General features: G+C 42.3%; 11 protein-coding genes. 4 read left to right on the top strand and 7 right to left on the bottom strand.

Annotated features, from left to right (window positions below; all coding sequences use genetic code 11):
* The first annotated feature begins 197 nt into the window (after nt 1–197).
* Both CXF80_RS04320 and torR read left to right on the top strand, forming a co-directional pair.
* On the top strand, nt 198–950 hold the full coding sequence (locus CXF80_RS04320) for a TorF family putative porin (protein ID WP_101031575.1): 753 nt from the start codon (nt 198–200) through the stop codon (nt 948–950).
* A gap of 198 nt (nt 951–1,148) precedes the next feature.
* Entirely contained in the window at nt 1,149–1,874 is a 726-nt protein-coding gene (gene torR, locus CXF80_RS04315; protein ID WP_101031573.1) for a two-component system response regulator TorR, read from the top strand.
* On the opposite strand, the gene torT is transcribed toward torR, so the two are convergent.
* A complete protein-coding gene (gene torT, locus CXF80_RS04310) occupies nt 1,864–2,937 on the bottom strand; it encodes a TMAO reductase system periplasmic protein TorT (RefSeq protein ID WP_101031571.1) in 1,074 nt (357 codons plus the stop codon). The two genes, torR and torT, sit on opposite strands and share 11 nt — an antisense overlap.
* A 69-nt stretch (nt 2,938–3,006) precedes the next feature.
* On the opposite strand from torT, the gene torS reads away from it, so the two are divergent.
* On the top strand, nt 3,007–6,057 hold the full coding sequence (gene torS, locus CXF80_RS04305; protein WP_101031569.1) for a TMAO reductase system sensor histidine kinase/response regulator TorS: 3,051 nt from the start codon (nt 3,007–3,009) through the stop codon (nt 6,055–6,057).
* Between the two features lie 206 nt (nt 6,058–6,263).
* Here torS and torD read toward each other — a convergent pair whose 3' ends face one another.
* From torD to CXF80_RS04275, 6 genes are all read right to left on the bottom strand, one after another.
* The gene (gene torD / locus CXF80_RS04300) at nt 6,264–6,905 is read right to left on the bottom strand and encodes a molecular chaperone TorD (protein ID WP_443019083.1); all 642 of its coding nucleotides are present in this window, start codon (nt 6,903–6,905) and stop codon (nt 6,264–6,266) included.
* Nucleotides 6,906–7,004: 99 nt separating this feature from the next.
* On the bottom strand, nt 7,005–9,497 hold the full coding sequence (gene torA, locus CXF80_RS04295; protein WP_101031565.1) for a trimethylamine-N-oxide reductase TorA: 2,493 nt from the start codon (nt 9,495–9,497) through the stop codon (nt 7,005–7,007).
* Nucleotides 9,498–9,509: 12 nt separating this feature from the next.
* Complete coding sequence (torC, locus tag CXF80_RS04290) at nt 9,510–10,688, bottom strand: pentaheme c-type cytochrome TorC (protein ID WP_101031563.1); 1,179 nt, start codon at nt 10,686–10,688, stop codon at nt 9,510–9,512.
* A gap of 40 nt (nt 10,689–10,728) precedes the next feature.
* Entirely contained in the window at nt 10,729–10,899 is a 171-nt protein-coding gene (gene torE / locus CXF80_RS04285) for a trimethylamine N-oxide reductase system protein TorE (RefSeq protein WP_101031561.1), read from the bottom strand.
* Nucleotides 10,900–11,269: 370 nt separating this feature from the next.
* On the bottom strand, nt 11,270–12,235 hold the full coding sequence (locus tag CXF80_RS04280) for an alpha/beta fold hydrolase (protein ID WP_101031559.1): 966 nt from the start codon (nt 12,233–12,235) through the stop codon (nt 11,270–11,272).
* A 382-nt stretch (nt 12,236–12,617) separates the two neighbouring features.
* Complete coding sequence (locus CXF80_RS04275; RefSeq protein ID WP_101031557.1) at nt 12,618–13,628, bottom strand: DUF4382 domain-containing protein; 1,011 nt, start codon at nt 13,626–13,628, stop codon at nt 12,618–12,620.
* Nucleotides 13,629–14,370: 742 nt separating this feature from the next.
* Between CXF80_RS04275 and CXF80_RS04270 the strand changes: the two genes are divergently transcribed.
* Nucleotides 14,371–14,763 (top strand): hypothetical protein, encoded by a 393-nt coding sequence (locus CXF80_RS04270; RefSeq protein ID WP_101031555.1) that lies wholly within the window; start codon nt 14,371–14,373, stop codon nt 14,761–14,763.
* Nucleotides 14,764–14,794 lie beyond the last annotated feature (31 nt).

The raw sequence follows: 14,794 nt of genomic DNA, 5'->3' as shown, positions 1-14,794 counted from the left end.
GTCGACTATTATATTTTTCATCGTCAATAGAATTAAAATCTCATCAACAGAGCCAGAATGCTTTAGGTCATATTAAATATTGGTATTCATAATTTTTCATATTCGTTACTTATTAGTTCATATCTAAATCAGTAGCCATTCATATATTTTACATATAGTCACTCTATCAATAAGAACCTAAATGTAGGGTGATAAATATGAACATCAGAACAACTCAATTATCTCAGTCAATTTTGTTAGCTAGCTTAATCCTATCGGCAAGTGCCTTTGCTCATGCCGCAACTGATCAGGATGTCCTTGGTGGCACTATTAACGGTAAATTAACCTTTGCTTCTGATTATGTTTTTCGAGGTGAATCAGAAACCATGGATGGCGAAGTACCAGTGGTACAAGGTACGCTCGGTTGGGGCAATGAGCTTGGTTGGTATGCAGGCATGTTTGCTTCAAATGTTAAATTTGCCGACCCTAATTTAGAAATTGTCACCGCACCTTATATTGGTAAAGCGGGTAAATTTGGCGATAGCACTATCAGTTACGACGTCATGGTTTTCTCTTATCTTTATCCTGGCGCTTCATACTCTAATTATACAGAATTATGGATTAAGGTTGGCAAGCAATTCGGACACGCTAATGTTCAACTAGAAGTGACTCCAACCATCGATGACTGGTTTGGCGTAGAAGGTTGGCAAGGTATTAACTATGCGGTCCATCCGAGCTACGCATTTGATAATGGTGTAAATTTTTCAGCCAGCATCGGTTATCAAGGTTTAGAGGGAGAAGGTGCAGAAGGCTGGGGGCACTGGAACTTGGGTTTAAGTAAAGCCTATGCCGGCATCAATTTCGATGTCCGTTATCATGGCAGTACCATGGATAGCGATCATAAGGTCTATGGCACTCAAACAAAAATCTTTGATGACCGAGTGGTTGTTGGCATCAGCAAAAGTTTTTAAATTAAAAATATAACGTCTTTTATTGTGAATCTGTAAATATAATCGGATCTGGTTCTACATCTTTCCATTGTGTGATCCGGGTCCTTTTTATCAACCAATTTTGCTAGCTAGCACTCATTCCTTGAATATCGTTATAGGCAAATATGAAAAGTTATGAATAATAACGACCATTATTAGCAACACTATTTGGATTGGACGATGGCACATACTGGTTTAACAAATACAGTACTCGTAGTTGACGATGAAGCAGTGATCCGCGCTCGATTAAAAGGTTATTTTGAACGAGAAGGTTATCGTGTGCTTGAAGCTGGAGACGGCGAGCAGATGTGGCAACAATTTGCAAATCAACATGTCGATTTGGTTATGTTAGATATTAATTTACCCGGTACAGATGGTTTAAGCTTGGCACGCGAACTGAGAAGTCGTTCGGACGTAGGCATTATTTTAGTCACGGGTCGTGATGAAACTATTGATAAAATCGTTGGTCTTGAAATGGGTGCTGATGATTATGTGACCAAGCCATTTGAATTAAGAGAATTATTAGTAAGAGTTAAAAATTTGCTGTGGCGAATTTCGTTAGTCAAAAAAGCACAGCAAGACGTTGTAGACCAATTTGAAAAATGTGACGATATCATTGCCTTCGATCAATATATTCTTGAATTAAATAGTCGAAAACTGAGTTATGGTGACGAGGTGATTAAGCTGACTAAAGCTGAGTTCGAATTACTTACCGTCTTTGCATTGCATCCACAGCAAGTACTATCTCGTGAGCGATTAATGCAGCAAACAAGCCATCGTAATGAAGAGGTAAATGATAGAACCATAGATGTCATTATTCGCCGTTTACGAAACAAGCTACAGGCAGACCTATTTGTGACAGTTCACGGAGAAGGTTATTTGTTTGCGACTAAGGTTAAAGATTAGTTTTTGGTGTCACGCGGTAAATAGGGTAAAAATTTGCAGGGGCTAAGCTGTTATTAAACATATCGAGTTGCACCTTTCCTTGTTCTAACGCCTGTATTTGTGGGCCAATATCACCAAATGATTGTGCTCCCTCAAGTAGTTTTACCATGATATCTATTGCCAACTTACCTTGTAACACCACTTGATCATCACTACTGAAAGCGACTTTATTACGATGCAGTCCGCGCAACGTCGCTGGCGATAAATAACTGCTCACAAGCTTTACTTGGCCAGTTAATTGTTTATGTTGCAATGTTCCTATTGCTGCTTCGATAGCAACTGCACTGCCTAGAATATAATCAGGAATATGGTCGTTAAGCAGATTATGAAGTTGGTCACGATAAAGGTCACGATTATTGTCAGTATGACGAATTGACGAAACCACAATAGGACTATTGGCAATAGCATCTTGAATACCAAGCTCAACCCAATCGCTGCCGCCAACACTTTCTGGGCCTGTGAGTAGAGCGAGTTTTACTGGAGACGATGGAGGTGATTTTTTTACAGATTTGGCGATAAAGTGGCCAGCTTCCCAGCCCATTTGATACCAATTAACGCCTACACGAGTAGTAATAATCGGGTTATCGAGTCTATTCACTAACGCAATGATGGGCTTATTAATTTGGCCTGGGTATCGGTCAAGTAAATTGGGGGCCACAGCACCGAGTAAGATCGCATCGAACGGCTGATTAAGGCAGTATTCAAGTTGTTTTAGTTGTTGCTCTTTTCTGTAATAGCTACCGGCTTCAAATAATTCTAAATTAATGCCTAATTGGCTGGCTTTTGACACCAAACCGTAATCAATGCCGATCCAATAAGCGTCTTTAAGGTGAGGTACTAAGGCACAGATACGCCAAGGCTTTTTGGCCGAGATCAGTTGATTATATTGTATCGACTTTACTGTTTGGATTTTGGCATTAAAGGGCGTGCGCTGTTGTAATGTCCAGCTAGAATCGGATGTTGCTTCAGCAAGTAATGGTAATATCCCTAAGCCAGCTATGAGCATATAAATAAGTCGGCACATTATATTGTCTCGATTAAGGTTTCTGAAAAGAATAGCAAAAGAATTTTAATAATTATAACATTTTAAGGAATGACTGTGAGCACTTTATCACTATCAGGCAAGAGCTTAGTGGGTCGCCTTATGTTGGCATTCTGTCTGCTCGGGTTGTTACTATTAATGTTAGTTAGCCTTGGCAGTATTTCGCTTTATTGGGTAAAGCTTGCTGACCAATATCTATATGAAGAGGCATTACCCGCATCACAGGCCGCAAGGCAATTGATGCAGTCTTCTAATGGCTTGCTCGACAGTGCCCAAGCGCTTGAACGAGTGGAAGAAGAGGCACAACGCGTTTTCCTTGGTCGTAAGTTGTCACTGGAAAGCACTAATTTACTTTCCGCTATTGAACGACTCAATTCGTTAAATCTACAAAATCATGGTGTCGATAAAGATAAGCAATTAGCGCTATTAGCCGGCGAAATTATCCATGACTTATCGGTATTCGGCCGCCAAGTGGGTAAACGTTTAGTGTTGGCGGCTCAATTGAATAATAAAGGAAGCGCACTGGCGGAAGCGGCCAGTAAGAGTGGTGTTTTACTTGAGGCAGAACAATCTGTGGTCGATTCAACCATTCTGGCCAAGTTGAGTTTAGCTTACCCTCAAGTGATTGGCGCTGAACAAAGTGCCCAACTTTTGGACTCCATCATAGAACAAGACTTGGATGTCCGTGAACGTTTAAACCGAGCTTTGGGATTGATCCATCACATTGCGTTAGTGGGGCAGTTATTACAGTCGCCAGAACAACAACTCGGATTAAATAACGTTCTCGACAGTATGGCTCGAGTACTTTCTCCAACAACTTATACGATTAATACTACTGGCGATAACTTACATAACGGCATCGAAGTGCCTAGCCCTTACACAGGTTCAGGCACGAGTGGGAAAATTGATTTAATGCCTCTGGAATTACTTAAAGGCTTAATTCGAGACCCCGTTAGGGCGACAGAGCTTGAGCACCAACTGATAATGTTAAGAGAAGTGAATGTTGGCTTAAGTTTGCAGCAGCAATATGCGCAATTGCTAACGAAACAAAATGCGCAGCTGTTAACGCTGACGGATAAATTAGGCCAACTGAATAAGTCAGTCGATAGCGCAATGAAAGCACAACAGCTGCAGGCAGAACATGCCCGAAGTAATTTTTTACAGCAATTACTGTGGGCTAAGTCAGGGCTGTGGGCGACAGGTATTTTGATGTTAATCATTATGCTGTTGGTCGTTTATCGGGTTATTTATAAAGGCATTGCTTTACGCCTAAGTGAAGCAACTGCAGCATTATCTCAATTAAGTCAGGGCAATACCGAAGTGGTACTTGATCCTCATGGAGACGATGAACTCACCGCGATGGCTGCAGCCATTGAAGCTTTTAAACAAAAAACCGCGCACAATCAAGCACTGCAATCTGAGTTACAACAAACGGCATCAGAATTATTTGCCCATAAAGCCTCACTCGAAAGTACTGTGCAGGCGCGCACACTCGAACTGGCTGAAACCAACCGTCAACTAGACGCTGAAGCCAAAGGGCATTCGACGGCTAGAGAGATGGCAGAGCAAGCTAGCAAGGCAAAATCGCTATTTTTAGCGACTATGAGCCATGAGATCCGTACTCCGTTAAACGGTCTTTTAGGCACCCTGACTTTACTGAGTCACTCGCCATTACCTCCAGCACAGAAACAAATGTTGGCATTATCACAATACAGTGGCACCTTACTGCAAAATGTACTAAACGATATTTTGGATTTTTCTCGTTTGGAGCAAGGTAAATTAACTAACGAGCCTCGAACTGTCGCGCTTTGTGAGTTGCTCGATGAAGTGATGGCTATCATGTTAGCAGGCGCGGGATTGTCAGGTATATCGTTATATTTAGTTCGCGGTGATTTACCCAAATGGATAACGGTAGACGGACCCAAATTGCGCCAAGTGTTGTTTAACTTGCTTGGCAATGCCATTAAATTCACACCAGCAGGAGAGATTACATTACGGGTAAATGTGGTTGATAAACGATTAACTTTTGAAGTGGCAGATACCGGCGTCGGCATAAGTAAAAATGATATGAGTCAATTGTTTATCGCTTATGGTGCGCAGCCTAATCAAGGTAGAACCAGAGGCACAGGCCTTGGGCTCGCTATTTGTAAAGAATTAGTCTCGTTAATGAATGAGGTTAATACTGCCAATCATTCTATTTGGGTGAAGAGTAAAGTAGCTGAAGGTTCCACCTTTGGTTTTAGTTTGCCATTGTACATCTGTGAGCAAGCACATGAGGTTATCTGTGCACAATTACCTAAAGTTGATCCTAAATGTGTACTCGTTATCGAAGACAACAAAGTCAATTCCATGGTGGCCCAAGGGTTTTTAGCACATCTTGGACATCATTCTGTACTGGCTGATAGTTGTGCGCAAGCAAGGGCGTTGTTTAACGTCGATAGTGCTTTGCATTTTGACGGCATTATGCTTGATATTCAATTAGGCGATGGATCAGGGATTGAGTTATTAGTAGAGTTGAAGCATATCGCTAACGCGGCCCACAAAGACATCAGCATTGCTGCATTTACGGCACAAATTCAAGATGATGACATAAACGAGTATCAAGCCGCAGGCTTTGATGACGTATTAGCCAAACCGCTTAATATGAAGTTTTTAGCCCATTGGATCGGTGATGCAAGTGACAAATCAGCAATGAACAACAGCAACATGAATAAGTTAACCAAGGTAGAAAAACACAAAGACTTGACACAAACTGCCATAGATCAAAAACCATCACGCCGGAATGCAGACAATCAGCCTTTACTCAATGAAAAGCAAATTAATGAAGACTTACAATACCTTGGTAACACTGCTGTTAAAGAGATGTTAGCACTATTTAAAGTCAGTAGTACGGAACACATTAATGCACTTGCAGCTTTACCTGCAGATAGGGCAAAAGCGTTACATGCACTTAAAGGCAGTAGTGCCAGTATCGGCTTTATTCAGTTGAGTCAGTTGTGCAAACAATTAGAAAAAGATGGCATTAGTGCTGATTCATATCCGCTGCTTAAACAGGTGTGGCAAGCATCTATTAATGCACTTGAGTTTAAATTGGCCAGCTAAGTTGTTATAAATCATAGGCCTGGAATGTAGTTCAGTGTGGATAATCGTCACTCTATTTATCCTAAGCTCAAACATTACTTGTGAACTACCCCGAGACTTTTGCTACGCTCGGATCACGGGATTTTCTCGACGGATTAGATAAAAACACCGAGCTTGCTCGGTGTTTTTATATGGATGAATTATCGCTTAGTCAAATAGATATCCTGTTACTGAGCTCCTTTTAGTGCTTCACAATCAGTTTCAACCCAAGCCAGAGTGAGGTGAGCAATAGCAGAATAAAACTTACCAGTATCAACAGAGGTAAGCTTATCTACAAAACGGGGTAACCAAGCATGGAGATATTGGCTAATAAAGCTGAGCTGAGTGTTATCATCACTTGCGCAAGCTTTGTGGGCAACATACGCCAAAATCACGGCAATATGATCTGCCGGTTCAGGGAATTCACTTTGAACAGCCAATTGGCTTTGCTGTAAATAGGTTTGCATTTGCTGATGTTGCTCACCAAACAACAGCACATCATCTTTGACAGCATGGGCATCGTTAAGATACAAACTGGCATAAGGGCTGGCGCTATGCTTTGTACCCACTAAAAATAGGCCACAATAATCGGCAGCAAGCTCTAATAAAGCATGATCAGTATTGACGCTGTTAAGGGTTGAATTAAGCACTGAGTTTATGGTTTCGATGTCTTGACTAAACAAGGGCTCACTAGCCAATTGAGTAAAGAATGCCTGCGCCTGACTTGCCGTGAGCGCTTGTAATAGCTGTTGATCTAGCTCTTTTGCAAACAATGATGAGAGCAGCTTATACACCATAGAACGACCCTGGTTCATTGGCGTGTTATACAATATCTTGTCATTCATCTATGTTATCTCCTGACCTTATTAAGGCCGTTAACTTAAGCGCCAAGGATAAATCACTTGGCGCACAGTAATAATACTTACACGTTATAGCTGCGTTTCAATTGGGCCGCTAAATGAACTGACTTCAGGGACTTTACCTTGATATTTTTCGAAGTCGACCAAGCATGTGTACGCGGAGCAAGCTTGGGCAAGCTTCGATGTACCAATATCTTGCGTTAACGTATTAGGGTCGCCATAGCTGCATAATGCACCTATTTCACTGCCGCCTTGCTTGGTACCCTCTTTGCCGACAGGGCCATACCAAGCCCCTTCATGAATTCGAATAATGCCACTAGGGAAGTTATCTGATACGACCGCCCCAGCCAATAGCTGGCCTCGGTCGTTAAATACTCGCACAATGTCGCCATCTTTAATGCCACGCTGTTTTGCATCGCTAGGGTTTAAGTACACAGGTTCACGGCCTTTTACGGCGTAAGTTTCTCGATATTGCTGCGACTCACACATTTGTGAATGTAAGCGTTTATCTGGGTGGCAAGATTGCATCCACATCGGGTGCTTATCTGAACCTGGGCCACCATGACTGCGCTCTGATTTTTCTATCCACGTGGGGTGACCGGGGCAGTCTTCGTAGTTAAAGCGTGCTATTTTTCGACTGAATATTTCAATCAAACCCGATGGTGTACCCAGTGGATTTATTTCGGGATCATCTCTAAAATCGGCATGACGTGTCCAAGGTTGGCCTTCACCAAAATGGACATAACCTTGTTTCCAGAAGGTGTCGAAATTTGGCATATCAAACTTACCGGCATTATCGGCTTTACAGTCGTTATAAAGTTTTTTAATCCAGTCAAACTCCGACATCCCACGAGTATATTCTGTCTCTTTACCCATGATTTTGGCAAAGCGGGTAAAGATATCAAAATCAGACAAGCTATCAAATAATGGTTCAACCATTTTTTGCATCGCTAAAACACCACGGTTAGCGTAGCTGCCATAAACGTCAATGTCATTTCGTTCAAATGTGGTGCAAGCAGGTAAAACAATGTCAGAGAAACGGCAGGTTGCTGTCCAGTTAATGTCGACCGTGACCACACATTCAAGCTTTTGAAATGCTTGCTTCATCTTATTTCTATCTTGATGATGACTCCATGGATTATTACCTGAAAACACCATCATCTTGATATCAGGGTAAGTGACTTTTGAACCGTTGGCATCTATGGTTTTACCCGGTTCTAAAATAGCATCAATCCAACGAGCAACCGGAATGGTGCTACTCGCGCCTTTAAAATCATTACTGTCGAATAATGGCTTTTGGCCGTCATCAAGATTGCGAGGAAATGCGCCCGGGGCTGCAGCTCCAGAAGCTGGAACACCAATGCTGGAGTAGTGATGGCCGTAGCTGATACCGCCTCCAGGTAACCCTATTTGGCCAATCATAGTGGCAAGCACCGCCGCCATCCAATAAGGTTGTTCACCGTGTTGTTGACGTTGAATACACCAACCCATCATGATTTGAGTACGACCTTGGGTCATTACTTTGGCTAAGTCACGTATAATTTCAGGGCTAACACCAGTAATTTTGCTGGCCCACTCGGGGGTTTTAGCAACGCTATCTGACTCGCCTAAAATATAAGGTACGAATCTGTCAAAACCAAGGCTGTAACCTTCAATAAACTTTTCATCGTGTAACTTACTGGTGATCATTTCATGGGCAATACCCAGCATTAATGCAACGTCAGTTTGTGGGTTAACATAAAGTTGTTCACATCCTAAGTATTTTTGGGTTTTAGTGACCACCGGGTCGATACTGATCACCCGGATCTTACCTTGCTTCACTTTTTCTTTAAGCTCAGCAAGATAGGCAAATGATTCATGGGTTTCGGCGTTCCAACCCACTTGCAGGTTTTTATAGGGATCATTTGACCACAAAATGATGGTGTTAGATTGCTCAAGGATCAACGGCCATGAAGTACCTTGGGCATAAACTTCTGTTGAGCCTAAAATATAAGGCAAAATAGTTTGGCCAGCACCCGTTGAGTAGTCACCTATTTTTTTGACAAAGTTACCGTGCATACCAACAGCGCGTTGCATATGACTGGTACAGGAATGCAGCTGCCCAGTTGCGCGCCAGCCAGTTTGACCTGCGTGCAGTCCTGATGGACCGTATTGAGTTTGCACCTCATCGAGTGAATCTTTAAACAAGGTTAGGGCTTTATCCCATGTAACACGGACAAAGCGAAAGTCACCGCGCTGGGTCGTATCACTTTTATGACCTTTCAATAAAAAATCTAAGCGCACCATAGGGTAGCGAACCCGCGATGGATTGTAGACTAAGCCTTTAACGCCATTGATCATGTCGGTAGGATATTTGTCTAATTCAAATGGAATGACTTGGTCAATGACCCCATTTTTACGCTTCATTTTGAATGCACCAAAGTGCGAACCCGTAGTAAGCCAGTCGTCACTTGCTTTAGTGCCAGCTGCTGCAAGGGCATTGAATGGCGCCAACACTGATGTACTACTTAGTCCCACATAGGAAGTCGCCACTAAGCCTTTAAGAAAATCTCTTCTGTTCATGATGATATCCTATTAATGCGCTGACTTATCGAAAGTAGATGAATGCTCTTGTAAGTACTTTTGTACAAGCGCTTGAGTGTCTTGATCCATATTGACGAACGCAATCATGCCTTGAAACATGCCTGGCCAACTATTGGCATCAAAGTGTGCTTCTGCCGGCTGGGTATGGCAAACACTACAACTGCTGGTATAGGTATCCCGTGCATAGTCCCAAAGTGGCTGTAAATCGTTGACAAGATAGTCTGAGTCGGTCCAAATTTTGGCTTCAACACGTTGCCAGGTTAACCCCGTCATCGGATCTTGTTTTTCTTCGAAGACCTCCATTACGCCGTCTTCCAACGCCGCAGCTTTTGTGAGTTGAGCAGACAGAATATTAAGACCGAAATCGAAATAAATTACTCGACCAACACCAATGTTTTTACGCCAACCATTAATACCAACTTGTACACGACTGCCATTGGTTTCAAGTACCGTCACTTTAGTGGCAATGTTTAATGTGCCTGCTTCAACATCTGTTTTTTGATTAAAATAAAGCGGTTTGGTCAAGGCGGTAAAGTACTGAGCACCAACCACAAGTCCTGTTTCGCCAGATCCGACTTGTGCAATGAGTTCAGGTGCGCGCGCAGTCCCCATATCAGGAAGCTTGTGCGCAATGCCTTTATGACAATCAACACAACTTTGATTGGTCTCAGCGGCTCGTTTCATTTGCTTTTGAGCCAGCTTTGACATGTCACCCCACTTCATAGAGTCGTAGTTATGACAATTTTTGCAAGCTAATGAATCATCCCGATCGAAGCGTTTCCACTCTCGGCTAGCCATTTCTAGGCGTTTTGCTTCAAACTTTTCTTCGGTATTAACCGTTTGCATTAACCAGCCCCACATATCATGAGAAGCTTCAATTTTTCGACCAATTTTACGGCTCCAGTTATGGGGCACGTGACAGTCTGGACAAGTGGCACGAACACCAGAGTGATTTGACCAATGCACGGTTTGCTGCAGTTCTTGGTATGGCTTGCTTTCCATACTGTGGCAGCTGATACAGAATTCTTCTGTGTTGGTCAGTTCTAGTGCAGTATTAAAACCACCCCAGAAAATAATCCCCATCAAAAAAGCCGATAGGCTAATTGTGCCTAAGGTAAGATATTTGGCTGGTTGGTTAAGTGTTCGCCAAATGTTGATAAACCATTTCATAACAGCATCCCTAATAAGATTGACTCATGATTTTCGAGGATTAGTGTGCGACAACGCCACCAAATGCTTGGATCATCCAAATGACAAAACCGTAAGCGCTAATGCTGGTGATTGTGATGATTGGAAAGAGTAAAAAAATGATAAATCCAAGTGCCTTTAACTCCTTAGATTTCACTTTTCTAGGGGGTTCTGCTAAATCTTTTGTTGTCATAATGTGCTCACTTAAATAATTACCTTTGCTGATGCCAGCTATATTAGATAACAATTGTTAATGGCACTCAGACTGTAGATGAATGAACGCAGACAATATGTGAAAGATTATGAACAGACGAAGTGAAGCCAACGAGGAAATAACGACAGTGGATAATTGGAGGGTAGGTGAGCGACAAAAGTGATGCCTAACAGGATAAAATAGCTGTTTTGGTCATATGACCGTGGTTGCCTTTAATGTTATCTGAGCCACAATAGCCATGACATATAAATCGTGTCCTTACAAATTCAGACGCTTAAGTGCGATAACTAACACAGAGAATTGAATATATTCTGGTAACAGAGAGAGTGAACCATATTGTGCACTTACCCTAAGATTGATCTGGCTTATGTTCTTGCAAGAATTGTTTAACTATTAATACCGTTGATTGCGGATCTTCCTCATGAGGTACATGGCCTAACTCATCAAACACCACCAGCTCGCTGTTGGCTATATCGTGATTAAACTGGGTGCCATTCTTAGGCGGAATTAACTTGTCTTTGGCTCCCCATATTATCAATGTTGGTACATCAATCGTGTTAATCTTATCCACCAAAAGTCCTGGTAATGTTTGTTTAAAGCGCGCTTTCAAGGCGTCACGATTACCTTGTCGAAGCGATAGTTCGTAGTATCGGTCAACTAATTCATCGCTGACCAAATCAGGATTACCGTAGACATTCTTAACACTGCGAGCGACCAGTGATTTAGGTAACACATTTTTTAACAACACACTGGTTAGCGGATTTTGTGATAATGTAAATGCCAGTGGTACCGATTCTGGTTCAAAAGGGTATCCACTGGAATCAACCAACACTAATTTCGACACTCTTTGTGGATACCGAACCGCAGTCGCCCAAGATACATAACCCCCTAAAGAGTTACCCGCTAAGACGCATTTTTGTATCTTTAATTCATCGAGCACTGCAGCAACAACATCAGCGTAATGTTCAATGCTGTAATTATTGTCAGGATCGGGCCCGGTCAATCCAAATCCCGGTAAGTCGAAACGAATGACTCTGCGTTGTCCTTTTAATGCGTCTACCCAACCATCCCAAGTATGTAAAGACGCACTCGTGCCATGGATTAATACTATGGGTTCTAAATCAGACTTTGACCCTTCATCTCTTAAGTGAATATTCATCCCTGCAATATTAACAAACTGCGAGGGGGGTTGAGCCCAGCGTTGACTCAGCTCTGCCACTGACTTATCAGGCGCTTGATTAAGATAAATAAAAATTGCCAGGCAGGCTAAAAGTACCAACAACAGATATAAAAAATATTTCAACAATCCGAACATTTGTGGACCTTATTTTTGTTATGGGTGTAATGCTGTTCAAAAGAAATAATGTAAGTTATTGCGTAATTGCATGACGATGAGCTAAACCCAATATCACTTCAGCTCAATCGAAGTCTAAATGACTTAGGCTTTAATACTCGATCAGATCCAGTCCATTAACGAGTCAGTGGATTTTTGCTGATTCGAAGCTACCTTATAGTGTGTTATAGAGAAAATCGATTGTCACTTTTGTGAAGGCTAAGGCTCAATCCCAAGGCAACGAAAACAATGATTAACGAGGTGTCTACTCAGACATCAACTCAATCATCATTATCGTTATCTTGGTTCACTACTTATTTTGGCGCTAAGTTCCAAAGAGAGAATAGAAGCCTAATTCATCATCTTAGCCTCCATGGCCTCCATGATTGTCGCCGTGATGACCACCATTACCGTTACCGCACTCATGTACCGTCTCTTGGCCACCCAGTGTTCCAGTCTCTATGGTAATTGAACCAGAATCTTTAAACATAACAACTGCGCCACTGGTCATATCATCGCTGATTGGGTCATCTAAATGGCCTAAACAGCTGTAGCCGACCCGATAGTTTCCAGCTGGCAAGTAACCCATGGCAAAGTACCAGTTACCGTCGATATCCTCCATCATAGGACTTACCGCCGTAGGGGGAGTTAAACCCGCTGGTGGATTGGTTCCCATATCTGCCATTTGATTAATATTGGTGACCTGTTCGGGGTATAAGTAGGCCAAATGGTTAAATTGCCCCCCCGTCGGAGTCAGATTAGGGTAAGCCGTCTCGCAATCTGCAATCCACTGTGGGTCAACCTCGCCCAGCAAGTGGCCCATTTGGCGATTATTGATAGACCACATGGCTTGGGTGCTTAAATTGTATCGTCCTTGCTCCTGAGACAGGCCGCGATACAAATCAATTTCCATGGTGATAGCAAGATGCTGGTCAGCGACTATCTCAAAATTTGAAACGGGCAGCTGTCCATTGGTAACATGCAAACCGTGGCGACCCTGACCATCGTCAACATAGCTGCCGTCATTGCCATCGCCCTGCTGGGTAGTGACATAGGCATCATGATACTGCCCTTGGGGCAAGTCGATGCTCTCTAACATAAGATGACTATTAATCCCCTGGAAATCGAGTAGATTAAATGCCATATTCTGTAAGTCATGTCTATGGATGACACCCGCAGCATCGGTCATGACCAGTTCCCCCATGACCATCCCAACATGGGTAACGCCAGCCATAGGTGAGTCGGAAATAGCGAGAGAGAACTGTCCCTGAGGCAATACCTGCACAGGCGGCGTCACGGCACTATCACCTCCACCGCCGCAAGCACCAAGCAACACAACCGAAGATACCATCATCATTGTCTGATAAATTTTCATAACGACTCCGTGAACATATGAACGTCATTTAACTATAGCTCTGCTGAGGTGTGTTGACTAATTTTCGACCTAAAATGTAACGCTAAACCCTATGCCATATATGAAAGTCTGGCCGAAGTCATAATCCCCAGAACGTAAATAAAATCCTTGTCTATCTATGAGGTTTTAAACTGTTGTAAAAGATTAAACGTCGCTTTATTAGCTAGAGTATTGACTATAAGTCTGCAAACCGAACACAAAAACCTCTTTTGGATGATGAATTAACTGCGACACGACTAAAGTTTGAGTGACGTAAAAAAAGCCATCCAACCTTGGGATGGCTTTACATTAAAAAATCTAGGGTAACTTATAGCGAAACTTGAGTGTTGTTAACAAGATGATAGCTAGCACAACGGTATTGCCTCTTGAACTCAAAGGCGAAGTCGTTTTGTGTCCCACAGTGTCCTCTACAGTAAAATTGAGAGTCTCCATTGTGCCGCTGACGGTTGCTGACAGTAGGTTAACGTGTCTACAAGATCTTACGATTGCGAGCGAAGCGGAATGCTTAATTTGGGTTGTAGATACCACATATTTTCCTAAGTAACTGGATATTAGCAGAAGTTCAGCAAGCTTAGATCCAGTAACTTACTCGTAACGTTATCAATAACTAGGCATCATATTATTGATAAGTGTTGCATCAGTCGTATAAATTTAACTACAACATTGTTATACTAAGTGCCTCTTAGTTTAGTGGACATCATGTATGCTAAAAATTTTGTTAAATATAGCGATTATATTATCACTAGTAGGGCAACTGTTTATGCCTAGCTATGCTATGTCTAACGGAATGACTAACGAAATGACTAACGAAATGACTATGTCTACTGAAATGACTATGTCAGGCTCGCAATCGAGCAATCTGCACCCATCAACCATGATAGACATCGACTGTGACAATTACGATCACAACGATAACTGTTGTTCAGACAATATAAGTCAATGCATTAGTCATTGTCATGCCATAGCTCATGCTTTTATGTTGTTTTCGGGCGAAGAGTTTACCGCTATACGGTTAACTGGCGCCAAAGTTAGCCTAGCTTTATGGGTATCAACACCTACCACTCTAACAAGCCAAAATCCACCTCCGATAGCGTAATTCTTTATTCAAATTAGTCACCCACATTAAT

It is taken from the genome of Shewanella sp. Actino-trap-3, from assembly GCF_002836275.1.
In the GTDB taxonomy this organism is placed as follows: Bacteria; Pseudomonadota; Gammaproteobacteria; order Enterobacterales; family Shewanellaceae; genus Shewanella; species Shewanella psychromarinicola.
Note: the sequence above shows the minus strand (reverse complement) of the source record. Positions and strands in the feature narration are given on the sequence as shown.

Excerpts from the sequence above, each read along its gene's own strand:
- CXF80_RS04280 (WP_101031559.1), bottom strand. The coding sequence starts at position 12,235 with ATGTTCGGATTGTTGAAATATTTTTTATATCTGTTGTTGGTACTTTTA.
- torE (WP_101031561.1), bottom strand. The coding sequence starts at position 10,899 with ATGACAACAAAAGATTTAGCAGAACCCCCTAGAAAAGTGAAATCTAAG.
- torS (WP_101031569.1), top strand. The coding sequence starts at position 3,007 with ATGACTGTGAGCACTTTATCACTATCAGGCAAGAGCTTAGTGGGTCGC.
- torT (WP_101031571.1), bottom strand. The coding sequence starts at position 2,937 with ATGTGCCGACTTATTTATATGCTCATAGCTGGCTTAGGGATATTACCA.
- torC (WP_101031563.1), bottom strand. The coding sequence starts at position 10,688 with ATGAAATGGTTTATCAACATTTGGCGAACACTTAACCAACCAGCCAAA.
- torA (WP_101031565.1), bottom strand. The coding sequence starts at position 9,497 with ATGAACAGAAGAGATTTTCTTAAAGGCTTAGTGGCGACTTCCTATGTG.
- CXF80_RS04275 (WP_101031557.1), bottom strand. The coding sequence starts at position 13,628 with ATGAAAATTTATCAGACAATGATGATGGTATCTTCGGTTGTGTTGCTT.
- CXF80_RS04270 (WP_101031555.1), top strand. The coding sequence starts at position 14,371 with ATGCTAAAAATTTTGTTAAATATAGCGATTATATTATCACTAGTAGGG.
- CXF80_RS04320 (WP_101031575.1), top strand. The coding sequence starts at position 198 with ATGAACATCAGAACAACTCAATTATCTCAGTCAATTTTGTTAGCTAGC.
- torR (WP_101031573.1), top strand. The coding sequence starts at position 1,149 with ATGGCACATACTGGTTTAACAAATACAGTACTCGTAGTTGACGATGAA.